The sequence below is a fragment of the Pseudogulbenkiania sp. AW2-16 genome (assembly GCF_056824575.1).
In genome coordinates this window covers 507539-530173 of the sequence record NZ_CP157668.1, presented here as the reverse complement: position 1 = coordinate 530173, position 22635 = coordinate 507539, and the positions used below count along the sequence as shown (strand labels likewise).

The window sequence follows — 22635 nt, the reverse complement described above, 5'->3', positions numbered from 1 at the left end:
GTGCACGGGCATCCTCGAGTCACGGCTCCAAACCAACGTTTAAATAGTGGGCTGACACGAGGAGAAAACACCATGAAAAACGCGACAAGAGCAACCCTGCTGGTCCTGGCCTGCGCGCTGCTGACACCGGCGGCCTGGGCGCAAAGCGCCGCCGGCACCTGGAAGACCATCGACGACGAAACCAAGCAGGCCAAGGCGCTGGTGCAGATCAGCGAGGGCGCCGACGGCCAGCTCTCGGGCCGGATCGTCAAACTGTTCAACAAGCCGGACGCCGTGTGCGAGAAGTGCGACGGCGCCAACAAGGGCAAGCCGATCAACGGTCTGACCATCGTCTGGGGCCTGAAGAAGGACGGTGAAGTCTGGAACGGCGGCGAGATACTCGATCCCAAGTCGGGCAAGGTCTACAGCGCTAAGATGAAGCTGGTGGACGGCGGCAACAAGCTGGAGGTGCGCGGTTTCCTCGGCGTGTCGCTGCTGGGGCGGACCCAGGTGTGGGAACGCCAGTAAGACTGCATGCCGACGCCCGACGAGGCGGATGACACCGCAGTGTCTTCCGCCTTTTTGTTTTTCGGTACAATCGGTCGGTGATGAGCACCTTTCCCGATATCGCCAGCCAGCCGCCCGCCGTGGCGCCCGCTACCGCCAAACGGCTGGAGAAGCTGGGCATTCGCCGCCGTTTCGATCTCGTCCTGCATCTGCCGCTGCGCTACGAGGACGAGACGCACCTCTACCCGATCGCCCAGGCGCCGTATGGCCAGGCGGTGCTGGTGGAGGGCGAGGTGGTGGCGCACGAAGTGCAGTACCGCCCGCGCAAGCAGCTCCTGGTGCAGCTCGAGGACAAGAGCGGCACGCTGATGCTGCGCTTCATCCATTTCTATCCCAATCATCTCAAGCAGCTGGCGCAAGGCAAGCGTGTGCGCGCGCTGGGCGAGGTGCGGCGCGGTTTTCGCGGCGACGAAATGGTGCATCCGAAAATTCGCGAGGTGCTCGAGGGCGATCCGCTGGCCGACAGCCTCACGCCGGTCTACCCCATCGTCAACGGCCTGACCCAGCCGGTGCTGCGCCGGCTGATCCATGCAGAACTGAAGACGCAGAGCCTGAGCGACACCCTGCCGGAGGCGGTGCGCGAGCAACACCGGCTGCTGCCGTTCGCCGACTGCATCCGCCTGCTGCACGCGCCGACGCCGGAATACTCCGCCAGCCAGCTTGCCGACCCGGCCTTGCCGGCCTGGCAGCGCCTCAAGTTCGACGAACTGCTGGCGCAGCAGCTGTCGATGCGGCTGGCGTACCGGGCGCGGCGGCGCGGCAAGGCGCCGGTGATCGCCGGCGACGGCCGGCTGCGCGTCGCGCTGTCCGCCGGCCTGCCATTCGCGCTGACCGCGGCGCAGCAGAAGGTGTTGGGGGAAATCACCGCCGATCTGGCGCAGTCCCACCCCATGCACCGTCTGCTACAGGGCGACGTCGGCAGCGGCAAGACCGTGGTCGCGGCGTTGAGCGCGCTGGCGGCGATCGAGGCCGGCTTCCAGGTGGCGCTGATGGCGCCGACCGAGATCCTGGCCGAGCAGCACTATCTCAAGCTCGCCGCCTGGCTGGCGCCGCTCGGCATCGAGGTGGCCTGGCTCAGTGGCTCGCTGCGCAAGAAGCAGAAGAGCGCGGCGCTGGAGCAGGTCGCCAGCGGCCAGGCGCGGCTGGTGATCGGCACCCATGCGCTGTTCCAGGACGAGGTGGTGTTCGACAACCTGGGCCTGTCCATAGTCGACGAGCAGCACCGCTTCGGCGTCGGCCAGCGCCTGGCGCTGCAGGGCAAGGGCGGCGAACCGCACCAGTTGATGATGTCGGCCACGCCGATCCCGCGCACCCTGGCGATGAGCTTCTACGCCGACCTCGACGTCTCGGTGATCGACGAATTGCCGCCGGGACGCACCCCGATCGTCACCAAGCTGATCAACAGCGCGCGCCGCGACGAGGTAGTGGCCTACGTCGACCGCACCTGCAGCGGCGGCCAGCAGGCCTACTGGGTGTGCCCGCTGATCGAGGAATCGGAAACGCTGCAGCTGCAGACCGCGGTCGACACCCACGCCCAGTTGGCCGAAGACCTGCCGCAATGGGGCGTCGGCCTGGTGCACGGCCGCATGAAACCGGCAGAAAAGGCGGCGGTGATGGCGGCGTTTGCCGCCAACGAGCTGCAGGTGCTGGTGGCCACCACGGTGATCGAGGTCGGCGTCGACGTGCCCAACGCCAGCCTGATGGTGATCGAGCACGCCGAGCGCATGGGCTTGGCGCAACTGCACCAGTTGCGCGGCCGCGTCGGGCGCGGCGCCGCCAAGAGCGCCTGCGTGCTGATGTTCGATACCCCGCTGTCGGAACTGGCCAAGGCACGGCTCAAGGTGATCTACGAAAACACCGACGGCTTCGAGATCGCTCGCCAGGACCTCAACATCCGCGGGCCCGGCGAATTCCTCGGCGCGCGCCAGAGCGGCCTGCCGATGCTGCGCTTCGCCGACCTGGAGCAGGATATCGAACTGCTGGAAGCGGCCAAGGAACTGGCCCCCGAACTGCTCAAACGTTGGCCGAACGAAGCCGCGGCCCATCTCACGCGCTGGCTGGCCGGGCGCGAACACTTCCTCAAGGCATGAAAAAAGGGCCGCTTGTAGCGGCCCTGGTCTTGTCCTGCGGCAACGCTCAGACGAACAGATGCACGCCCAGGTAGTAGAAGCCGATCGACAGCCCGATGCATACCGGCAGCGTCAGAATCCACGCCATCAGGATGCTTTTCAGCGTCGACAGCTGCAGGCCGGAACGGCCTACTACCATGGTGCCCGCCACCGCGCTCGACAGCACGTGGGTGGTCGAGGCCGGGGCCCCCACCAGGCTGGCCAGGCCGATCGCCAAGCCGGTGACGATCTGCGCCGACATCCCCTGCGAATAGGTCATGTCCTTCTTGCCGATCTTCTCGCCCACGGTCAGCGCGACGCGCTTCCAGCCCACCATAGTACCGATGCCCATGGCCAGCGCCACTGCAGCGATCACCCACATCGGGGCGTACTCGGTGGTGACCGTCAGGTCGCGCTGGATGCCCTTGAGCTGTTTCTTCTCGACGTCGCCGATGCTGGCGATCTTGGCGATCTTCTTGGCGCTGTCGGCCGGGCAGATCAGCTGGGTACGGATGGTCCAGCGCTGGCTTTCCGGCAACTGCTGGAAGCTGCGGGCCTCGCCGATCGCCGACAGCAGCGTGCCGGCGTACTGTTGCGTGGCCGCCGGGCTGCAGCTGAACGCCTGCGTCGGCTTGGCGGAGGCCGGGTACTGCGCCACGATCGCCGCTTCGTTGCGCTGGTACAGCTCCTTGAGTTGCAGCGCGGCGATCTTGGTGTGTTCTATCTGGATCGGGTCGCTGTCCAGGTTCACCACGAACTGCGCCGGCACGATGCCGATCAGCACCAGCATCACCAGGCCGACGCCCTTCTGACCATCGTTCGAGCCGTGCGAGAAGCTCAGCCCCATCGACGACACGATCAGCATGAAGCGCGCCCAGAACGGCGGATGCTTGCGGCCTTCGATCTGCTGGCGCTGGAACGGGCTCTTGTGGATGTTGCTGCGCGGCCACCAGTTCATCAGCAGGTAGAGCAGCAGGCCGGCCAGTCCGGCGCCGAACAGCGGCGAAAACAGCAGCGACATGCCGACGTCGATCGCCTTGCCCCAGTTGATGCCGGTGCTGACGTCGGTGCCGTTGATCAGCGAGTTGCCGATGCCGATGCCGAGGATCGAGCCGATCAGGGTGTGCGAACTGGAGGAGGGGATGCCGAAATACCAGGTGCCGAGGTTCCAGATGATGGCCGAGGCCAGCAGCGAGAACACCATCACCATGCCGCGGTTCGAGTTGACCGCCACCAGCAGGTCCACCGGCAACAGGTTGACGATGGCGTAGGCCACGGCCAGACCGCCGGTCAGCACCCCGAGGAAGTTGAAGATGCCCGACAGCATGACTGCCGCCTGCGGTTTCATCGACTGGGTATAGATCACCGTCGCCACGGCGTTGGCGGTGTCATGGAAGCCATTGATGAATTCGAAGGCCAGAACGAAGCCCAGTGACAGGATCAGGGTCAGGGCCACATGGGTTTCCAGCCCTGAAAAGATGTCCAGCATGATAAGTTTCAATAAGATGAAAGAAGGGCGGAATTGTTGGCTTTGGCCGTGGGAACGTCAAGTTTTTCACGCCGGGTGTGGCAATGGAGGCCGGGTGCGCCACGCCAACTTGACGGCGTCAAATCCAGCATTCTGTCATAGTCTCGCCACGGAGCATCCCCAAAGCAAAACGCCCCTGCAGGCAGGGGCGTGGCAAATGGCGTGAGGTAGCGGCAATCAGCCGAACTTGCCGGTGATGTAATCCTCGGTCGCCTTCTTCTTCGGTGTGGTGAAGATCGCATCGGTATCGCCGAACTCGACCATTTCGCCCAGGTACATGTAGGCGGTGTAGTCGGACACCCGTGCCGCCTGCTGCATGTTGTGGGTCACGATGGCGATGGTGTAGTCCTCTTTCAACTCGTGGATCAGCTCTTCGATGTGGGCGGTCGAGATCGGGTCCAGCGCCGAGGTCGGCTCGTCGAGCAGCAGCACTTCCGGACGCGAAGCCACGGCACGGGCGATGCACAGGCGCTGCTGCTGGCCGCCGGACAGCGAGTTGCCCGACTGCTTCAGCTTGTCCTTCACCTCGTTCCACAGCGCCGCCTTGCGCAGCGCCCATTCTACGCGATCGTCCATCTCCGCCTTCGACAGCTTCTCGTACAGCTTCACGCCGAAGGTGATGTTGTCGTAGATCGACATCGGGAACGGCGTCGGCTTCTGGAACACCATGCCGACCTTGGCGCGCAGCAGGTTGATGTCGACGTCGCGGCCGAGGATGTTGTGGCCGTCGAGCAGAATCTCGCCTTCCGCGTTCAGCCCGGGGTAGAGCTGGAACATGCGGTTGAAGGTGCGCAGCAGGGTCGATTTGCCGCAGCCCGAGGGGCCGATGAAGGCGGTCACCTTGCGTGAGGCGATGTCGAGGTTGATGCCCTTCAGGGCGTGAAACTTGCCGTAGTAAAAGTTCAGATTCTTGACCTGAAGCTTGATGTTGTTTTCAGCCATGTCCGTCAAGCCTTAATGCGATTGGGTTTTCTGACTGCCCATCCAGCGGGCAACGATGTTCAGCGCCAGCACGCTGAAGGTGATCAACAGCGACCCGGCCCAGGCCAGGGTGTGCCAGTCTGCGTAGGGGCTCATGGCAAACTGGAAGATCACGATCGGCAGGTTGGCCATCGGCTGGTTCATATTGCTGTTCCAGAACTGGTTGTTCAGCGCGGTGAACAACAGCGGCGCGGTCTCGCCGGAAATGCGCGCCACCGCCAGCAGGATGCCGGTCAGCACCCCGGCCTTGGCCGAGCGCAGCGTCACGTACAGCGTCACCTTCCACTGCGGTGCCCCCAGGGCCGCCGCGGCTTCGCGCAGGCTGCCCGGCACCAGCCGCAACATGTTCTCGGTGGTGCGCACCACCACCGGGATCACCAGGATCGACAAGGCCAGCGCCCCGGCCCAGCCGGAGAAATGGCCGACGCTGACCACGTACATCTCGTAGATGAACAGGCCGATCACGATCGACGGTGCCGACAGCAGGATGTCGTTGATGAAACGGGTCGCCGGCGCCAGCCAGCCACGTTGGCCGAACTCCGCCAGGTAGATGCCGGCCAGGATGCCGATCGGGGTGCCGATCAGGGTGCCGAACAGCGTCATCAGCAGGCTGCCGTAGATGGCGTTGGCCAGGCCGCCGACGCTGCCCGGAGGCGGCGTGCTACGGCTGAACACGTCGAGCGACAGTCCGCCCAGGCCCTGGTCGATTAGGGTCCACAGGATCCAGAACAGCCAGAACAGGCCAAACATCATCGCCATCATCGACGCCCCCATGTTGATGGCGTTGATGAGGCGGCGGCGGCGGTAAATCGATGGATCCATGGCAAAGCGCCCAGTCTGTCCCGGGTTCTCGGTCGCGGGGGACGGGATGGCCGCAGGGATATGTGTACGATCATTCATTATGATGCCTTCCCTTCCTGCTTTTTCAGGCGCAGCAACAGCATCTTGGAGCAGGCCAGCACGACGAAGGTGATGAAGAACAGAATCAGGCCGAGTTGAATCAGCGAGGACATGTACAGTTCGCCGCTCGCCTCGGCAAATTCGTTGGCCAGCGACGAGGCAATCGAGTTGCCCGGCTCGAACAGACCGGTGGCGAAATTCGACGAGTTGCCGATCACGAAGGTCACCGCCATGGTTTCCCCCAGGGCACGGCCGAGTCCCAGCATGATGCCGCCGACCACGCCGGTCTTGGTGTAGGGCAGCACCACGTAACGCACCACCTCCCAGGTGGTGGAGCCCAGGCCGTATGCCGATTCCTTGAGCAGGGTTGGCACGACTTCGAAGACGTCGCGCATCACCGAGGCGATGAACGGAATGATCATGATCGCCAGGATCAGCCCGGCGGTGAAGATGCCGATGCCCATCGGCGCGCCCTGGAACAGGAAACCGATCAGCGGCAGCTCGCCCAGGTTGTCGATCAGCATCGGCTGCACATGGTCGGCGAACAGCGGGGCGAACACGAACAATCCCCACATGCCGTAGATGATGGACGGAATGCCTGCCAACAGCTCCACGGCGATCCCCAGCGGGCGCTTGAGCCAGGTCGGGCACAGTTCGGTGAGGAACAGGGCAATGCCGAAGCTGACGGGCACGCCGATCAACAGGGCGATCAGCGAGGTGGCCAGGGTGCCGTAAATCGGCACCAGCGCGCCGAACTTCTGGGACACCGGGTCCCAGTCGCTGGTCATGAAGAACTGCCAGCCGAAGGCCTTGATGCTGGGCAGGGCGCCAATGACGAGAGAAATCAGGATGCCGACCAGCAGCGCCAGAACCAGGAACGCGAACATTCGCGTGACGTTCCGGAACAGCTTGTCGAGCATCATCTGACGGTTCATCCGCTGCTCGTTATTGTACTTTTCCATGTATGGCTCTATGTATTTCGATCCAGACAAAAAGCCGGGGAGAGTCGTCTCCCCGGCCTGATCGCCCGGCGTTGGCAGGGCGTAACCCCCATTGTGCCAGCCGCCGTCTGATATGGCGATTTACTTCCAGATGGCCTTGCCGCTGTTGTCGGTGATCTGCTTCCAGCTGTCGCGGATGGTGGCCTTGACGTTGGCCGGCATCGGAATGTAATCCAAATCCAGCGCGGTCTTATCGCCGTTCTTGTACGCCCAGTCGAAGAACTTCAGTGCTTCGCTGCCCTGTACCGGCTTGTCCTGTTTCTTGTGCATCAGGATGAAGGTGGCACCGGAGATCGGCCAGCTGGTCTTGCCCGGCTGGTTGGTCAGGATCAGGTAGAAGCCCGGGGCGTTCTTCCAGTCGGCGTTGCCGGCAGAGGCCTTGAAGCTCTCCTCGCTCGGGGCAACATAGGCGCCAGCCTGGTTCTGCAGCTGGCCGTAGGACAGCTTGTTCTGCTTGGCGTAGGCGTACTCGACGTAGCCGATGGCACCCTTGATGCGGGTCACGTAGTTGGCCACGCCCTCGTTACCCTTGCCGCCCACACCGGTCGGCCAGTTCACGGCGGTGTTGGAGCCCACTTTGCCGGCCCAGTCGCTGGACACCTTGGACAGGTAGTTGGTGAAGATGAAGGTGGTGCCGGAGCCGTCCGAACGGCGCACCACGGTGATCTTCTGATCCGGCAGCTTCACGCCCGGGTTCAGGCTGGCGATGGCCGGGTCGTTCCACTTGCTGACCTTGCCCATGAATATCTCAGCCAGCAGCGCGCCGGTGAACTTGACCTCGGCCTGCAGCCACGCCCGGCAGGTTGTACACCGGCACCACGCCACCGATCACGGTCGGGAATTGGGTCAGGTCCGACTTGGCCAGTTCTTCCGGCTTCAACGGCATGTCGGAAGCACCGAAATCAACGGTCTTCGACTGGATCTGCTTGATGCCGCCGCCCGAACCGATCGACTGGTAGTTCATGCTGTTGTTGCTGGCCGCCTTGTAGGCTTCGGCCCATTTTGCATACAGCGGGTAAGGGAAGGTAGCGCCGGCACCGGTAATGTCTGCGGCGAAAGCCGTTCCGGACACAACGGCCCCCGTCAGAACCAACGAGGCGGCCAGGCGAATGGACTGTTTCATGCTTACTCCGTGTGAGCGACACAGTTGACGATGGACGCATCCTAGTCCCCGTACTTTGCAGAAATATTACAAGTTGTCTTTTGGGTGCTGCCAGTGGGCGGTTTGACGCTCCTTTGATCGGGGATATAATGCGCGTCGAAATAATATGGGGGTGTTATGGCTGATAAGTTGGTGATTGGAAACTGGAAAATGCATGGGCGCCATGCGTTCAACGCGCAATTGGTGGCGCAATTGTTGGCGTCGGAGTCGGTCAACCGTTCCGGCGTCGCCATCGCGGTTCCCACTCCCTACCTGGTGTCGGTCGGATCCTTGCTCGGCGGGCAGGGCCTGGTGCTGGCGGCCCAGGACGTCAGTCGCTTCGCCGAAGACGGTGCCTTTACCGGAGAAAGCTCGGCCAACATGCTGGCTGACGTTGGCTGCCGCTACGTGCTGGTAGGCCATTCCGAGCGCCGTCAGTATCTTGATGAAGGCAGTGAGGCGCTGAGTCTGAAGTTGCGCAACGCCATCGCGGCCGGCCTCACGCCGGTATATTGCGTTGGCGAGACCCTGGCTGAGCGCGAAGCGGATCGTCATATCGCCGTAATCCGCGAGCAGTTGTCGGTGCTCGACGGCATCGACGGCGGGCAGGTGGTGGTGGCCTATGAGCCGGTATGGGCGATCGGTACGGGCAAGGTGGCCAGTCTCGAGCAGATCGATGAAATCCACCGTGAAATAAAAGCCGAATGCTTGCGTCGGCTCAAGGGCTCTGCTAATATTCGCGTCCTCTACGGCGGCAGCGTCAAAGCAGACAATGCGATGGCAATCCTGTCTCTCGATAATGTTGACGGGGCGCTGGTAGGGGGTGCATCCCTGGTTCCAGAGTCGTTTTCGATGATTTGCCAAACCGCTAGAAAATTGATATAGTATGGAAATTCTAAAAACGCTCGTTTGGGTAATTAATATCATATCCGCAGTAACAATTATTGTTCTTGTCCTGATGCAGCACGGCAAGGGTGCGGATATGGGGGCGGCGTTCGGCGCAGGTTCGTCCGGTAGTTTGTTTGGAGCCTCTGGTTCGGCAAACTTTCTGAGTCGCACCACTGCTGTTGCAGCTATTGTGTTTTTCTCGACCTGTCTTGCCTTGGTTAAGCTCTCTGCTGGTCCCTCTAGCGAGCTGGGTGTGATGGGTGGGCAAATTGAAAAAGTAGTGCCGCAACTCCCGGGCGGTGCCGCGAATCAGAAGCCTGCCGGTTCGAAGATACCGGAATAAAAGTTTAGTTATGTGCCGACATGGTGAAATTGGTAGACACGCTATCTTGAGGGGGTAGTGGCGAAAGCTGTGTGAGTTCGAGTCTCACTGTCGGCACCACCGTAAAAAACAGGCCACCGGGATTCCGGTGGCCTGTTTTATTTCGAGCCAAGGAGGGTCATACCTCCTTTTTTTGGGGGTATACGGGAAATGCTGCAAAATTACTTTCCCATTCTGTTGTTCGTCATAGTAGGGCTCTTGGTTGGTGTCGGCCCCATCCTGCTGGGGTGGCTGGTTGCTCCTAATCGTCCTGATCCTGAAAAACTCTCTCCTTACGAGTGCGGCTTCGAGGCCTTTGAAGACGCGCGCATGAAGTTCGACGTGCGTTATTACCTCGTAGCCATCCTCTTCATTTTGTTCGATCTCGAAATCACCTTCCTGTTCCCTTGGGCCGTCGTGCTGAAGGAACTCGGTGCGTTCGGTTTTGGTGTCATGGTGGAGTTCATTGCGGTTCTGACGCTCGGCTTCGTCTACATGTGGAAAAAGGGAGCCCTGGAATGGGAGTAGAAGGCATTCTCGAAAAAGGTTTCATCACCACTACCGCCGATAAGCTCATCAACTATACGCGTACCGGTTCGCTGTGGCCGATGACCTTTGGTCTTGCCTGTTGTGCGGTGGAAATGATGCATGCGGGTGCGGCCCGTTATGACCTTGACCGCTTCGGCGTGGTGTTCCGCCCGAGTCCGCGCCAGTCTGACCTGATGATCGTGGCCGGTACGCTGTGCAACAAGATGGCCCCCGCCCTGCGCAAGGTGTACGACCAGATGGCCGAGCCGCGCTGGGTCATTTCGATGGGCTCCTGTGCCAACGGCGGTGGCTACTACCACTACTCGTACTCCGTGGTGCGGGGCTGCGACCGAATCGTTCCTGTTGATGTCTACGTGCCGGGCTGTCCGCCGACTGCCGAAGCGCTGCTGTACGGCATCATCCAGCTGCAGAACAAGATCAAACGTACTAACACCATTGCCCGCTAAGGTAGAAACCCATGGCCTCCAAAATGGAAGCGCTCAAGTCGGTTGTCGAGCAGGTGCTGGGCGACAGGCTTGTCCAGAGCACGCTGGCGCTCGATGAGCTGACCATCGTCTGCAAGGCAGAAAACATCGTCGAAGTAGCCTCCCTGCTGCGTGATCACGCCGAGTTGTCGTTCGAGCAACTGATCGATCTGTGCGGCGTTGATTACAGCAGTTACAAGGACCAGCCCTGGGATGGTCCGCGCTTTGCCGTCGTTTCTCATCTCCTGTCCCTCAAGCACAACTGGCGCATCCGCCTTAAGACTTTCGCACCGGAAGACGATTTCCCCGTGGTGAATTCCGTCGTCGGCGTGTGGAATTCCGCCAACTGGTTCGAGCGCGAAGCGTTCGACCTCTTTGGCATCGTGTTCGACGGCCATCCGGACCTGCGCCGCCTGCTGACCGACTACGGCTTTGTCGGCCACCCGTTCCGCAAGGACTTCCCGCTGTCCGGCTATGTCGAAATGCGCTATGACCCGACGCAACAACGGGTGATCTACCAGCCGGTCACCATCGAACCGCGGGAAATCACCCCGCGCATCATTCGCGAGGAGACCTACGGTGGCTGAGATTCGCAACTACACGCTCAACTTCGGTCCGCAACACCCGGCGGCACACGGTGTACTGCGCCTGGTGCTGGAGCTGGATGGTGAAGTGATCCAGCGCGCCGACCCGCACGTCGGTCTGCTGCATCGCGGCACCGAGAAGTTGGCCGAAAGCAAGACCTTCATCCAGTCGCTGCCGTACATGGACCGTCTCGACTACGTCTCCATGATGAGCAACGAGCATGCCTACTGTCTGGCAATCGAGAAGCTGCTGGGGGTAGAAGTTCCCGAGCGGGCGCAGTACATCCGCGTCATGTTCGCCGAGATCACCCGTATCTTGAACCACCTGCTGTGGATCGGGGCCCACGCCATCGACATCGGTGCGATGACCGTGTTCCTCTACGCGTTCCGTGAGCGCGAGGACCTGATGGACTGCTACGAGGCCGTTTCCGGTGCGCGTATGCACGCGGCGTACTTCCGTCCGGGTGGCGTCTACCGCGACCTGCCGGATTCGATGCCGCAGTACACCGTTTCCAAGATCAAGAACGCGCGTGAACTGGCCAAACTCAACGAAGGCCGCCAGGGCAGCATGCTCGACTTTATCGACGCCTTCACCCAGCGTTTCCCGACCTACGTGGACGAGTACGAGACCCTGCTGACCGATAACCGCATCTGGAAGCAGCGTACCGTCGGCATCGGCGTCGTATCGCCGGAGCGCGCACGGAACCTGGGCTTCTCCGGGCCGATGCTGCGCGGTTCGGGTATCGAGTGGGATCTGCGCAAGAAGCAGCCCTACGACGTCTACGACCGCATGGATTTCGACATCCCGGTTGGCGTCAATGGCGACTGCTACGATCGCTATCTGGTGCGCATCGAGGAAATGCGCCAGTCCAACCGCATCGTCAAGCAATGCGTGGATTGGCTCAAGAAAAATCCGGGGCCGGTCATCACCGACAACTTCAAGGTTGCTCCGCCTTCGCGCGAAGGCATGAAGAGCAACATGGAAGAGCTGATCCACCACTTCAAGCTGTTTACCGAAGGCATGCACGTGCCGGAAGGCGAAGCCTACGCCGCGGTGGAACACCCCAAGGGTGAATTCGGCATCTACCTGGTGTCGGATGGCGCCAACAAACCGTACCGTCTCAAAATCCGCGCGCCGGGTTACGCCCATCTGGCGGCCCTGGACGAAATGTCGCGCGGCCACATGATCGCCGACGTGGTGGCGATCATCGGTACACAGGATATCGTGTTTGGGGAGATTGACCGCTGATGCTGTCCGCACAATCGCTTGCCTTGATCGACCGCGAGGTCGCCAAATATCCGGCCGACCAGAAGCGCTCCGCCGTCATGGGCGCTCTGCGCATCGCGCTGGAAGAGCGGCGTTCCACCGGTGAAACCCCGGAAGCCCGCTGCCTGAATCAAGAGGTGATCGAGTTCGTCGCCAACTACCTGGAAATTCCCCCGGTAGCTGCCTACGAAGTCGCCACCTTCTACAACATGTATGACATGAAGCCGGTGGGCAAATACAAGATCACCGTCTGTACCAACCTGCCCTGTGCCCTGTCCGGCGGCGTCAACGCGGCCGAGTACATCTCGGGCAAGCTGGGCATCGCCATCGGCGAAACCAGTACCGACGGCATGTACACCCTGGTGGAAGGGGAGTGCATGGGTGCCTGTGGCGACGCGCCGGTGCTGCTGGTGAACAACCACAGCATGTGCAGCTTCATGACGCCCGAAGCTATCGATAAAAAACTGGCGGAGTTGAAATAATGGCAGTCTTCGTCAATGGTGTGATTTTCGACGGGGTGGACACGGCCGCCGCCGATGCCTGGCGCCTCGATGCCTACGTGGCACGTGGCGGCTACCAGGCGCTGCGCAAGATTCTCGACAGCAAGCTGCCGCAGGAAGACGTGATTGCCGAGGTGAAGAACTCCGGCCTGCGCGGTCGTGGCGGTGCCGGCTTCCCGACCGGCCTGAAGTGGAGCTTCATGCCGCGTTCGTTCCCGGGCGACAAGTACGTCGTGTGCAATACCGACGAGGGCGAGCCGGGCACCTTCAAGGACCGCGACATCCTGCGCTTCAACCCGCACGCGCTGATCGAAGGCATGATCATCGCCGGTTACGCGATGGGCACCAAGGCCGGCTACAACTACATCCACGGTGAGGTTTTCGCCGAGTACCAGCGTTTCGAAGAAGCGCTGGAAGAGGCCCGCAAGGCCGGCTTTCTCGGCCAGAACATCCTCGGCACCGACTTCAGCTTCGAGCTGTACGCCCACCACGGCTACGGTGCCTACATCTGCGGCGAGGAAACCGCGTTGCTGGAGTCGCTGGAAGGCAAAAAAGGCCAGCCGCGCTTCAAGCCGCCGTTCCCGGCCAGCTTCGGCCTCTACGGCAAGCCGACCACCATCAACAACACCGAGTCGTTCGCCTCGGTGCCGTTCATCATCCGCGACGGCGCGCAGAAGTTCCTCGAAGCGGGCAAGCCGAACAACGGCGGCACCAAGCTGTTCTCGGTCTCCGGTCACGTCAATCGTCCGGGCAACTACGAGATTCCGCTCGGCACCCCGTTCTCGACGCTGCTGGAAATGGCAGGCGGCATGAGGGACGGCAAGAAGCTCAAGGCGGTGATCCCGGGCGGTTCGTCCGCGCCGATTCTGCCGGCCGAGATCATGATGAGCTGCACCATGGATTACGACAGCATCAGCAAGGCCGGCTCCATGCTGGGCTCCGGTGCCGTGATCGTGATGAACGAAGACGTGTGCATGATCAAGGCGCTGGAGCGTCTGGCCTACTTCTATCACGAAGAGTCCTGCGGTCAGTGCACGCCGTGCCGTGAAGGCACTGGCTGGCTCTATCGCGTGATCCATCGCATCGCCAACGGCGAAGGCCGTCCGGGCGATCTGGAGCTTCTGGATTCCGTTGGCAACAACATGGCGGGCCGCACCATCTGCGCCCTGGCCGATGCCGCGGTGTTCCCGGTTCGTAGTTTCACCAAGCATTTCCGTCACGAGTTCGAATACGCGATCGAACACGGAAAGACCTTGGTGGACCACAAATGGTGTTGAGCGATGCTAGAAATTGAAATCGACGGTAAGAAACTGACGGTCCCGCAGGGTAGCACCGTCATGGATGCGGCCCACTCGATGGGCACGTACATCCCTCACTTTTGTTACCACAAGAAACTCTCCATCGCGGCCAACTGCCGCATGTGCCTGGTTGAGGTAGAGAAGGCTCCCAAGCCGCTGCCGGCCTGTGCCACCCCGGTGACGGACGGTATGAAGGTGCACACCCACTCCGACATGGCCAAGAAGGCCCAGGCCGGGGTGATGGAGTTCCTGTTGATCAACCACCCGCTGGATTGCCCGATCTGCGACCAGGGCGGCGAATGCCAGCTGCAGGATCTCGCCGTGGGCTATGGCAATTCCGCTTCGCGCTACCAGGAAGAGAAGCGCGTGGTGGTGGGCAAGGACATGGGGCCGCTGGTTTCCGCCGAGGAAATGAGCCGCTGCATCCATTGCACCCGCTGCGTGCGCTTCACCGAAGAAATCGGCGGCTTCCAGGAAATCGGCATGGCCAACCGTGGCGAGTTCTCGGAAATCATGCCGTACCTGGGCAAGACCGTGGATTCGGAAATCTCCGGCAACGTCATCGACCTGTGCCCGGTTGGCGCGCTGACCTCGAAACCGTTCCGTTACAGCACCCGCGCCTGGGAACTGTCGCGCCGCAAGTCGGTGAGCCCGCATGATGGCCTCGGCGCCAACCTGATCGTCCAGGTCAAGGGCAACCAGGTGATGCGCGTGCTGCCGCTCGAGAACGAAGACGTCAACGAGTGCTGGATCGCCGACCGTGACCGCTTCTCCTACGAAGGCCTGAACAGCGCCGAGCGTCTGCAAAAGCCGATGATCAAGCACGACGGCAAGTGGCACGAAGCCGACTGGCAGACCGCGCTGGAATACGTGGTCAAGGGTCTGAACGGCGTGTCGCGCGATCATGGCAAGGACGCCATCGGCGTGCTGGCCAGCCCGCACAGCACCACCGAAGAACTGTTCATGGTGCAAAAACTGGCGCGCAGCTTCGGCGTGAACAACGTCGACTACCGTCTGCGCCGCTCCGATTTCCGCGCCGACGCCGCCCAGCAGGGGGCGCTGTGGCTGGGCTCCAGCATCGTCCAGCTGGCTTCGGCCAAGTCCGTGCTGGTGGTGGGCAGTACCCAGCGTCAGGAGCAGCCGCTCCTGGCCTCGCGTTTGCGTCAGGCGGTTAAGAAGGGCAGCGAGCTCAACGTCATCCACGTTGCCGACGACGCACTGCTGACCAAGCTCAACGCCAAGCTGATCGTGTCGCCGCAGGCGCTGGTGAACGCGCTGGCCCAGGTGCTGAAAGCCGTGGTGGCGATCAAGTCGGGTGAGAGCGCGATCGATCTGGCCGCCGTGACCGTGTCGGCCGACGCGCAGCGTATCGCCGATAGCCTGTGTGGCGCCGAGACCGCTTCGGTGGTGCTTGGCAACGTGGCTCAACATCATCCGGCGTTCTCCGAACTGTTGTCGCTGGCGCAGGAAATCGCCCGTCTGAGCGGCGCCCGCTTCGGCGTGCCGGCGGAGGCCGCCAACAGCGTTGGCGCCGAACTGGTTGGTGCCGTGCCGACCCGTGGCGTCTTCGGCGCGGCCGTATCGGCTGGCCTGAACGCCGGGCAGATGATCGCCGAGCCGCGCAAGGCCTACGTGCTGCTGAACACCGAAGTCGAATTCGACAGTTACAACCCGCAAGCCGCCGTCACCGCAATGAAGTCGGCCGAGACCGTGATCGCGCTGACCGCGTTCAAGGCCGAGGGCCTGCTCGACTACGCCGACGTGCTGCTGCCGATCGCGCCGTTCTCCGAGACCGCCGGTTCCTTCGTCAACATGGAAGGCCGCCTGCAGACCTTCAACGGCGTGGTGCGCCCGCAGGGTGAAGCGCGCCCGGCATGGAAGGTGCTGCGCGTGCTGGGCAACATGCTCGGCCTGTCCGGCTTCGAGTACACCAGTGTCGAAGAAGTCCGTGCCGAATGGCAGGGCAAGGGCGAGATCGCACCGAGTCTGAACAATGTGCTGGCCTCCGTTTCGGCCAACGTGCAGCCCGCCGCCTCCGCGCTGGTGCGCGTCGGCGAAGTGCCGCTGTACCAGGCCGATGCTATCTGCCGCCGCGCCTCGTCGCTGCAGGCGACGCGTGCCGCCGCCGTGCCGGTGGCGCATGCAGCGCAGAGCGTGCTGGACGCCGCCGGCGTGCAGTCCGGCGCCGTCGTGGTGCTGAAGCAGGGCGAGGGCCGGTGCGCGTGGCGATTGAAGTCGACGCCACGCTGCCGGCCGGCGTCGTACGCCTGGCCACCGCGCATCCGACCACCATCGCACTGGGCGGCATGTTTGACCCGATCGAGATCAAGCAGGGGTAAATGATGGAGTTCTTGCAAGGCATTCTTGGCAATGAGGCGGGGCTCACCGTGTGGACCCTGCTCAAGATCGTCGCCATCGTGGCGCCGATGATGGGTGCGGTGGCCTACCTCACGTTGGCCGAACGCAAGGTGATCGGTTACATGCAGGTGCGTATCGGCCCGAACCGGGTCGGCTACTTCGGCCTGCTGCAACCGCTGGCCGACGGCATCAAGCTGCTGCTGAAGGAGATCATTCTCCCGACCCAGTCCAGCAAGGGCCTGTTCCTGCTGGCGCCGGTGCTGTCGATCGGTCCGGCGCTGGCCGCCTGGGCGGTGGTGCCGTTCACCGACAAGCTGGTGCTGGCGAATACCAACGCCTCGCTGCTGTACATCATGGCCATCACCTCGATGGGCGTGTACGGCGTGATCATCGCCGGCTGGGCCGCCAACTCGAAGTATTCGTTCCTGGGCGCGCTGCGTTCGGCGGCACAGATCGTGTCGTACGAAATCGCCATGGGCTTCGCCCTGGTGGGCGTGCTGATGGTGAGCGGCAGCCTGAACCTGGTCGACATCGTCAACCAGCAGGGTCACGGCGTGGCTGGTGGCTCGGCGCTGTCGTGGAACTGGCTGCCGCTGTTCCCACTGTTCATCGTCTACCTGATCTCCGGTGTCGCCGAGACCAACCGTGCCCCGTTCGACGTGGCCGAGGGTGAGTCCGAGATTGTGGCTGGTTTCCACGTGGAATATTCCGGTATGGCCTTTGCCGTGTTCTTCCTCGCCGAATACGCCAACATGATTCTGGTCGCCGCAATGACCTCGCTGATGTTCCTGGGGGGCTGGCTGTCGCCGTTCCCGGTATCGTGGGGTGTGCTCGGTGCCTCCGGCTTCATCTGGATGGCGCTGAAGATCTCGCTGGTTCTGTTCTGCTTCCTGTGGTTCCGCGCGACCTTCCCGCGTTACCGCTACGACCAGATCATGCGTCTGGGCTGGAAGGTGTTCATTCCGGTCACGCTGGTTTGGGTATTTGTCGTCGGCGTGTGGATGATGAGCCCGTTGACGCTCTGGAACTGATACGGGTTAGGTGAAGAGCATGGATACGATTCGCAATTTTTTCAAAACGTTCTTGCTGGTGGAGTTGGTGCAGGGCCTGATGTTGACGGGTCGTCACTTCTTCGCACGCAAGATTACCGTGCAGTTCCCGGAAGAGAAGACGCCGCTGTCGCCTCGCTTCCGTGGTCTGCACGCCCAGCGCCGCTATGCCAACGGGGAAGAGCGCTGCATTGCCTGCAAACTGTGCGAGGCGGTTTGCCCGGCGATGGCGATCACCATCGAGTCGGAGCAGCGTGACGACGGCACCCGCCGTACCTCGCGCTACGACATCGATCTGACCAAGTGCATCTTCTGCGGCTTCTGCGAAGAGGCCTGTCCGGTGGATGCCATCGTGGAAACCCACATTTTCGAGTATCACGGCGAAAAGCGTGGCGACCTCTACTACACCAAGCCCATGCTGCTGGCCATCGGTGACAAGTACGAGTCCGAGATTGCCGCCCGCAAGGCGGCTGATGCCAAGTATCGCTAAGGGGGTGTGATGAGTTTTCCTACCGTCGTTTTTTATGTGCTGTCGGCGATCCTGATCTTCGCCGGGCTCCGCGTCATTACGGCCAAGAACCCGGTGCACGCTGCGCTGTATCTGGTGCTGGCGTTCTTTACCAGCGCCGGCCACTGGCTGCTGCTGGAGTCGGAGTTCCTCGCCATTTCGCTGGTGCTGGTCTATGTCGGCGCGGTGATGGTGCTGTTCCTGTTCGTGGTGATGATGCTCGACATCAACTTCGAGAAGCTGCGTGAAGGCTTCTGGAAGAATGCGCCTCTGGCCGGCACGGTCGGTCTGATCATGGTCGGCGAGATGGTGCTGATCCTGATGAGTCCGGAAGCCAGCCTCGGCAGCTACAAGGGTGCTGCGCCGCTGGCGGCTGACGCCAGCAACATCCGCGAACTGGGCCGCCTGATCTATACCACCTACCTGTGGCCGTTCGAACTGGCCGCCGTGGTGCTGCTGGTCGGCATGGTGGCTGCGATCGCGCTGACCATGCGCAAGCGCAAGGACACCAAGTTCGTGAATCCGGGCGATCAAGTCGTGGTTCGTCGCGACGACCGTGTGCGCCTGGTGAAGATGGCTGCCGTAAAACGTTCGGAACCGGTTGCTGAAGCCGAGTCCGCTGATCAACAGGCCTGACGGCCGAACAACATAAGGGAGGAAACGTGCTGACGCTGACTCACTTCCTGGTGCTGGCCGCAATCCTGTTTGCTATCAGTGTGCTGGGCATCTTTCTGAACAGGAAGAACGTGATCGTTCTCCTGATGGCTATCGAGCTGATGCTGCTCGCGGTGAACTTCAACTTCATCGCGTTCTCGCATTACCTGTCGGATACGGCAGGGCAGATTTTCGTCTTCTTCATCCTGACCGTGGCGGCCGCTGAGTCTGCCATCGGTCTGGCGATCCTGGTGGTGCTGTTCCGCAATCTGCAGACCATCAACGTCGAAGACTTGGGCAGCCTCAAGGGCTAAGACAAACCGGATACCAAACTACAAAGCACAAAGCATGGATATGAAAAGCTTATACCTGCTGATTGCACTCGCGCCGCTGGCCGGGTCTCTCATAGCGGGCTTGTTTGGATGGGCCATTGGACGTCGTGCCTCACACGTCGTGACCATTCTGGGGGTGGCCGTTTCGGCGGTCCTGTCGCTCAAGGTGCTGTCCGGCTTCATCTCCGGTCAGACGGAAGTCTTCAACGGCTCGGTGTACACCTGGCTGACCGTCGGTGGCCACGAGTATGCGGTCGGTTTCCTGGTGGATAAGCTGACCGCCATGATGATGGTGGTGGTGAGCTGTGTATCGCTGATGGTGCATGTCTACACCATCGGCTACATGCAGGAAGACCCGGGCTACCAGCGCTTCTTCAGCTATATCTCGCTGTTCACCTTCTCGATGCTGATGCTGGTGATGAGCAACAACTTCATCCAGTTGTTCTTCGGCTGGGAAGCGGTGGGCCTGGTGTCCTACCTGCTGATCGGCTTCTGGTTCAAGCGACCGACGGCGACCTTCGCCAACCTGAAGGCCTTCCTGGTCAACCGCGTGGGTGACTTCGGCTTCCTGCTGGGCATCGGCCTGGTGCTGGCACACTTTGGCGGCTCGCTGAATTACAGCGATGTGTTCGCTGCCGCACCGGCGCTGGCCAACAAGACCATCCAGATCTTCCCGGGCGTCGAGTGGTCGCTGATGACCGTGACCTGCATCCTGCTGTTCGTCGGCGCGATGGGTAAATCGGCCCAGTTCCCGCTGCACGTGTGGCTGCCCGATTCGATGGAAGGCCCGACCCCGATCTCGGCGCTGATTCACGCCGCCACCATGGTGACCGCTGGTCTGTTCATGGTGTCGCGCATGAGCCCGCTGTTCGAGATGTCGGATACCGCGCTGAACTTCGTGATGATCTCCGGCACCATTACCGCGCTGTTCATGGGCTTTCTGGGCATCGTGCAGAACGACATCAAGAAAGTGGTGGCGTACTCCACGCTGTCGCAGCTGGGCTACATGACCGTGGCGCTGGGGGCTTCCGCCTACTCGGCCGCGATGTTCCACGTCATGACCCACGCCTTCTTCAAGGCCCTGCTGTTCCTCGGCGCCGGTTCGGTGATCATGGGCATGCACCATGACCAGGACATGCGCAATATGGGCGGCCTGCGCAAGTACATGCCGATCACCTGGATCACCTCGCTGATCGGCTCGCTGGCGCTGATCGGCACGCCGTTCTTCTCGGGCTTCTACTCGAAGGACTCGATCATCGAAGCCGTGGCCGCCTCGCATCTGCCGTTCGCCGGCGTGGCCTACTGGGCGCTGATCATCGGTGTGTTCGTGACCGCGTTCTACTCCTTCCGCATGTATTTCCTGGTGTTCCACGGCAAGGAGCGCTGGATGGAGAACCACGGCGCGCACCACGGCCACGACGACGATCATGACGACGAGGAGCCGTCGACCGATCACCACCACGGCCTGGGCCCGAACGACAAGCCGCACGAGAGCCCGTGGGTGGTGACGCTGCCGCTGCTGGCGCTGGCGATCCCGTCGGTGCTGATCGGCTTCTTCGCCATCGAACCACTGCTGTTCGGCGACTTCTTCAAGGGCGCGATCACCATCGATGCGCTGAAGCACCCGGGCATGCACGAGTTGGCCGAAGAATTCCACGGTCCGGTGGCGATGGCGGTCCACGCGCTGAGCACGCTGCCGTTCTGGCTGGCGCTGTCCGGCGTGGTGGTGGCCTGGTTCTTCTACCTGAAGGCGCCGCAGATTCCGGCGGCCATCAAGCAGCAGTTCAGCGCCGTGCACAAGGTGCTGGAAAACAAATACTACCTGGACGATCTGTACTTCAACCTGTTTGCCAAAGGTTCGCGCGCGCTGGGCACCCTGTTCTGGAAAGTGGGTGACATGCTGCTGATCGACGGCCTGATGGTGAACGGGACGGCCAAGCTGGTCGGCGTCTTCTCCCGCCTGACCCGCAAGCTGCAGACCGGCTTCATCTACAGCTACGCCACCACGATGATCATCGGCGTGCTGGGGCTGATGACCCTGTGGTTCGCCGGGATCATCCTGCGCTGATGGTCGATACACTGGAATTGAATAACAACTTAGGTTTTGACTATGTTCACTAATCTGTTAAGTCTGGTGATCTGGACACCGATCGTGGCCGGGTTGCTGGTGCTGGCAACGGGAGGGGACCAGCGTGCACCGCTGGCCCGTTGGCTGGCCCTGGCCGGGTCGCTGGCCGGCTTCCTGGTGTCGCTGCCGCTGTATACCGGCTTCAACGACCTCAACGGCGGCATGCAGTTTGAAGAAATGCGGCCGTGGATCCAGGCGCTCAACATCAACTACCACCTGGGCGTGGATGGCATCTCGATGCTGTTCATCGTGCTCAACAGCTTCACCACGCTGATGGTGGTGCTGGCGGGCTGGGAAGTGATCGAGAAGCGCGTGGCGCAGTACATGGCCGCGTTCCTGATCATGTCCGGTCTGATCAACGGCTCGTTCGCCTCCCTCGATGCGATGCTGTTCTATGTGTTCTTCGAGGCGATGCTGATCCCGATGTACCTGATCATCGGTGTCTGGGGTGGTCCGCGCCGTGTGTACGCGTCGGTGAAGTTCTTCCTGTACACCCTGTTGGGTTCGCTACTGATGCTGGTAGCGTTCATCTACATGTACTTTCACGCCGGCAAGACCTTCGAGATCCTGGCCTTCCACGACATGAAGATCGCCCTGAGCGTGCAGATGCTGCTGTTCGTCGCCTTCTTCCTGTCGTTCGCGGTGAAGGTGCCGATGTGGCCGGTGCACACCTGGTTGCCGGACGCCCACGTTGAAGCGCCGACCGGCGGTTCGATGGTGCTGGCGGCGATCACGCTGAAGCTCGGTGCCTACGGCTTCCTGCGGTTTGCCCTGCCGATCTTGCCGGACGCTTCGCGCGAACTGGCCTGGGTGATGGTGGCGCTGTCGCTGGTGGCGGTGGTGTACATCGGCCTGGTGGCGCTGGTGCAGTCCGACATGAAGAAGCTGGTGGCGTACTCGTCGATTTCGCACATGGGCTTCGTGACCCTGGGCATGTTCATGTTCCTCGGCACCAACATGAACCAGTGGGCCGTCGAAGGCGCACTGGTGCAGATGGTGTCGCACGGCTTCGTGTCGGCCGCGATGTTCTTCTGCATCGGCGTGATGTACGACCGTCTGCACAGCCGCAACATCGCCGACTACGGCGGCGTGGCCAACAAGATGCCGATCTTCGCTGCCTTCATGATGCTGTTCGGCATGGCCAACTCCGGTCTGCCGGCCACCTCCGGCTTCGTCGGCGAGTTCATGGTGATCCTGGGTGCGGTGCAGGTGAACTTCTGGTACGCGGCGCTGGCCGCCACCACTCTGATCTTCGGCGCGGCCTACACGCTGTGGATGTACAAGCGGGTGATCTTCGGTGACATCGGCAACAGCCACGTCGCTGAGATGAAGGATGTGAACAAGCGCGAGTTCCTGGTGCTGGCCATCCTGGCTATCACGGTACTGGGCATGGGTCTCTACCCGCAGGCTTTCGTCTCCAAGATGCACCTGTCGGTGAATGACCTGATCGCGCATGTAGCGCAAAGCAAGCTGTAAGGCCACAAGGAAAC

The 22635-nt window shown here is 61.8% G+C and carries 22 protein-coding genes, 1 tRNA gene and 1 pseudogene; 18 read left to right on the top strand and 6 right to left on the bottom strand.

Features of this window, described 5'->3' with window-relative positions; translation table 11 throughout:
- The first annotated feature begins 72 nt into the window (after window positions 1-72).
- Together ABKF58_RS02565 and recG are read left to right on the top strand one after the other, a co-directional pair.
- Window positions 73-507, top strand: coding sequence for a DUF2147 domain-containing protein (locus ABKF58_RS02565; protein WP_482583276.1), 435 nt, complete (start codon window positions 73-75; stop codon window positions 505-507).
- Window positions 508-587: 80 nt separating this feature from the next.
- Window positions 588-2636, top strand: coding sequence for an ATP-dependent DNA helicase RecG (gene recG / locus ABKF58_RS02560; RefSeq protein WP_482583275.1), 2049 nt, complete (start codon window positions 588-590; stop codon window positions 2634-2636).
- A gap of 46 nt (window positions 2637-2682) precedes the next feature.
- Here the strand turns inward: recG and ABKF58_RS02555 are convergent, their stop codons facing one another.
- From ABKF58_RS02555 to ABKF58_RS02530, 6 genes are all read right to left on the bottom strand, one after another.
- Window positions 2683-4143 (bottom strand): inorganic phosphate transporter, encoded by a 1461-nt coding sequence (locus ABKF58_RS02555; protein WP_482583274.1) that lies wholly within the window; start codon window positions 4141-4143, stop codon window positions 2683-2685.
- 216 nt (window positions 4144-4359) lie between these two features.
- The gene (pstB, locus tag ABKF58_RS02550; RefSeq protein WP_008953457.1) at window positions 4360-5124 is read right to left on the bottom strand and encodes a phosphate ABC transporter ATP-binding protein PstB; all 765 of its coding nucleotides are present in this window, start codon (window positions 5122-5124) and stop codon (window positions 4360-4362) included.
- A 12-nt stretch (window positions 5125-5136) separates the two neighbouring features.
- Window positions 5137-5985, bottom strand: a complete 849-nt coding sequence (gene pstA, locus ABKF58_RS02545; RefSeq protein WP_050773221.1) for a phosphate ABC transporter permease PstA — start codon at window positions 5983-5985, stop codon at window positions 5137-5139.
- Between the two features lie 77 nt (window positions 5986-6062).
- Window positions 6063-7025 (bottom strand): phosphate ABC transporter permease subunit PstC, encoded by a 963-nt coding sequence (pstC, locus tag ABKF58_RS02540; RefSeq protein WP_008953455.1) that lies wholly within the window; start codon window positions 7023-7025, stop codon window positions 6063-6065.
- Between the two features lie 120 nt (window positions 7026-7145).
- Complete coding sequence (gene pstS / locus ABKF58_RS02535) at window positions 7146-7805, bottom strand: phosphate ABC transporter substrate-binding protein PstS (protein ID WP_482583273.1); 660 nt, start codon at window positions 7803-7805, stop codon at window positions 7146-7148.
- A 7-nt stretch (window positions 7806-7812) separates the two neighbouring features.
- Window positions 7813-8187: a substrate-binding domain-containing protein gene (locus ABKF58_RS02530; protein WP_482583272.1), complete on the bottom strand. Its 375-nt coding sequence runs from the start codon at window positions 8185-8187 to the stop codon at window positions 7813-7815.
- 189 nt (window positions 8188-8376) lie between these two features.
- Between ABKF58_RS02530 and tpiA the strand changes: the two genes are divergently transcribed.
- The 16 genes and pseudogenes from tpiA to ABKF58_RS02450 all read left to right on the top strand — a co-directional run bounded on the left by tpiA (window position 8377) and on the right by ABKF58_RS02450 (window position 22621).
- Window positions 8377-9090, top strand: a complete 714-nt coding sequence (tpiA, locus tag ABKF58_RS02525) for a triose-phosphate isomerase (protein WP_482584321.1) — start codon at window positions 8377-8379, stop codon at window positions 9088-9090.
- Window position 9091: 1 nt separating this feature from the next.
- Complete coding sequence (gene secG / locus ABKF58_RS02520; protein WP_081455941.1) at window positions 9092-9436, top strand: preprotein translocase subunit SecG; 345 nt, start codon at window positions 9092-9094, stop codon at window positions 9434-9436.
- A gap of 14 nt (window positions 9437-9450) precedes the next feature.
- Window positions 9451-9535 (top strand) — tRNA-Leu (locus tag ABKF58_RS02515).
- A gap of 90 nt (window positions 9536-9625) precedes the next feature.
- On the top strand, window positions 9626-9982 hold the full coding sequence (locus tag ABKF58_RS02510; RefSeq protein ID WP_008953452.1) for an NADH-quinone oxidoreductase subunit A: 357 nt from the start codon (window positions 9626-9628) through the stop codon (window positions 9980-9982).
- Entirely contained in the window at window positions 9973-10449 is a 477-nt protein-coding gene (locus tag ABKF58_RS02505; RefSeq protein ID WP_008953451.1) for a NuoB/complex I 20 kDa subunit family protein, read from the top strand. Before ABKF58_RS02510 ends, ABKF58_RS02505 begins: the two co-directional genes overlap by 10 nt.
- Window positions 10450-10460: 11 nt before the next feature.
- Complete coding sequence (locus ABKF58_RS02500) at window positions 10461-11054, top strand: NADH-quinone oxidoreductase subunit C (RefSeq protein ID WP_008953450.1); 594 nt, start codon at window positions 10461-10463, stop codon at window positions 11052-11054.
- A complete protein-coding gene (locus tag ABKF58_RS02495; RefSeq protein ID WP_008953449.1) occupies window positions 11047-12300 on the top strand; it encodes an NADH-quinone oxidoreductase subunit D in 1254 nt (417 codons plus the stop codon). The genes ABKF58_RS02500 and ABKF58_RS02495 overlap by 8 nt, the downstream gene beginning before the upstream one ends.
- A complete protein-coding gene (gene nuoE, locus ABKF58_RS02490; protein ID WP_482583271.1) occupies window positions 12300-12800 on the top strand; it encodes an NADH-quinone oxidoreductase subunit NuoE in 501 nt (166 codons plus the stop codon). The genes ABKF58_RS02495 and nuoE overlap by 1 nt, the downstream gene beginning before the upstream one ends.
- Window positions 12800-14095, top strand: coding sequence for an NADH-quinone oxidoreductase subunit NuoF (gene nuoF, locus ABKF58_RS02485; protein ID WP_014085964.1), 1296 nt, complete (start codon window positions 12800-12802; stop codon window positions 14093-14095). The genes nuoE and nuoF overlap by 1 nt, the downstream gene beginning before the upstream one ends.
- A gap of 3 nt (window positions 14096-14098) precedes the next feature.
- A pseudogene (nuoG, locus tag ABKF58_RS02480) lies at window positions 14099-16455 on the top strand (NADH-quinone oxidoreductase subunit NuoG).
- On the top strand, window positions 16456-17505 hold the full coding sequence (gene nuoH, locus ABKF58_RS02475) for an NADH-quinone oxidoreductase subunit NuoH (RefSeq protein WP_482583270.1): 1050 nt from the start codon (window positions 16456-16458) through the stop codon (window positions 17503-17505). It begins immediately after the preceding pseudogene.
- Window positions 17506-17533: 28 nt separating this feature from the next.
- Window positions 17534-18013, top strand: a complete 480-nt coding sequence (nuoI, locus tag ABKF58_RS02470) for an NADH-quinone oxidoreductase subunit NuoI (RefSeq protein ID WP_198019650.1) — start codon at window positions 17534-17536, stop codon at window positions 18011-18013.
- Between the two features lie 9 nt (window positions 18014-18022).
- A complete protein-coding gene (locus tag ABKF58_RS02465) occupies window positions 18023-18667 on the top strand; it encodes an NADH-quinone oxidoreductase subunit J (protein WP_008953443.1) in 645 nt (214 codons plus the stop codon).
- A gap of 26 nt (window positions 18668-18693) precedes the next feature.
- Window positions 18694-18999, top strand: coding sequence for an NADH-quinone oxidoreductase subunit NuoK (gene nuoK / locus ABKF58_RS02460; protein ID WP_008953442.1), 306 nt, complete (start codon window positions 18694-18696; stop codon window positions 18997-18999).
- A gap of 34 nt (window positions 19000-19033) precedes the next feature.
- Window positions 19034-21085, top strand: a complete 2052-nt coding sequence (gene nuoL, locus ABKF58_RS02455) for an NADH-quinone oxidoreductase subunit L (RefSeq protein ID WP_014085966.1) — start codon at window positions 19034-19036, stop codon at window positions 21083-21085.
- Between the two features lie 42 nt (window positions 21086-21127).
- Entirely contained in the window at window positions 21128-22621 is a 1494-nt protein-coding gene (locus ABKF58_RS02450) for an NADH-quinone oxidoreductase subunit M (protein WP_014085967.1), read from the top strand.
- Window positions 22622-22635: the final 14 nt, after the last annotated feature.

Bases quoted from the DNA above. Each gene is read 5' to 3' on its own strand.
- secG (WP_081455941.1), top strand. From the start codon at position 9,092: ATGGAAATTCTAAAAACGCTCGTTTGGGTAATTAATATCATATCCGCA.
- ABKF58_RS02530 (WP_482583272.1), bottom strand. From the start codon at position 8,187: ATGAAACAGTCCATTCGCCTGGCCGCCTCGTTGGTTCTGACGGGGGCC.
- nuoH (WP_482583270.1), top strand. From the start codon at position 16,456: ATGATGGAGTTCTTGCAAGGCATTCTTGGCAATGAGGCGGGGCTCACC.
- pstB (WP_008953457.1), bottom strand. From the start codon at position 5,124: ATGGCTGAAAACAACATCAAGCTTCAGGTCAAGAATCTGAACTTTTAC.
- nuoF (WP_014085964.1), top strand. From the start codon at position 12,800: ATGGCAGTCTTCGTCAATGGTGTGATTTTCGACGGGGTGGACACGGCC.
- ABKF58_RS02450 (WP_014085967.1), top strand. From the start codon at position 21,128: ATGTTCACTAATCTGTTAAGTCTGGTGATCTGGACACCGATCGTGGCC.
- ABKF58_RS02500 (WP_008953450.1), top strand. From the start codon at position 10,461: ATGGCCTCCAAAATGGAAGCGCTCAAGTCGGTTGTCGAGCAGGTGCTG.
- nuoE (WP_482583271.1), top strand. From the start codon at position 12,300: ATGCTGTCCGCACAATCGCTTGCCTTGATCGACCGCGAGGTCGCCAAA.
- ABKF58_RS02505 (WP_008953451.1), top strand. From the start codon at position 9,973: ATGGGAGTAGAAGGCATTCTCGAAAAAGGTTTCATCACCACTACCGCC.
- ABKF58_RS02555 (WP_482583274.1), bottom strand. From the start codon at position 4,143: ATGCTGGACATCTTTTCAGGGCTGGAAACCCATGTGGCCCTGACCCTG.
- pstA (WP_050773221.1), bottom strand. From the start codon at position 5,985: ATGGATCCATCGATTTACCGCCGCCGCCGCCTCATCAACGCCATCAAC.
- nuoL (WP_014085966.1), top strand. From the start codon at position 19,034: ATGGATATGAAAAGCTTATACCTGCTGATTGCACTCGCGCCGCTGGCC.
- pstS (WP_482583273.1), bottom strand. From the start codon at position 7,805: ATGGGCAAGGTCAGCAAGTGGAACGACCCGGCCATCGCCAGCCTGAAC.
- ABKF58_RS02565 (WP_482583276.1), top strand. From the start codon at position 73: ATGAAAAACGCGACAAGAGCAACCCTGCTGGTCCTGGCCTGCGCGCTG.
- ABKF58_RS02465 (WP_008953443.1), top strand. From the start codon at position 18,023: ATGAGTTTTCCTACCGTCGTTTTTTATGTGCTGTCGGCGATCCTGATC.
- ABKF58_RS02510 (WP_008953452.1), top strand. From the start codon at position 9,626: ATGCTGCAAAATTACTTTCCCATTCTGTTGTTCGTCATAGTAGGGCTC.
- recG (WP_482583275.1), top strand. From the start codon at position 588: ATGAGCACCTTTCCCGATATCGCCAGCCAGCCGCCCGCCGTGGCGCCC.
- tpiA (WP_482584321.1), top strand. From the start codon at position 8,377: ATGCATGGGCGCCATGCGTTCAACGCGCAATTGGTGGCGCAATTGTTG.
- pstC (WP_008953455.1), bottom strand. From the start codon at position 7,025: ATGGAAAAGTACAATAACGAGCAGCGGATGAACCGTCAGATGATGCTC.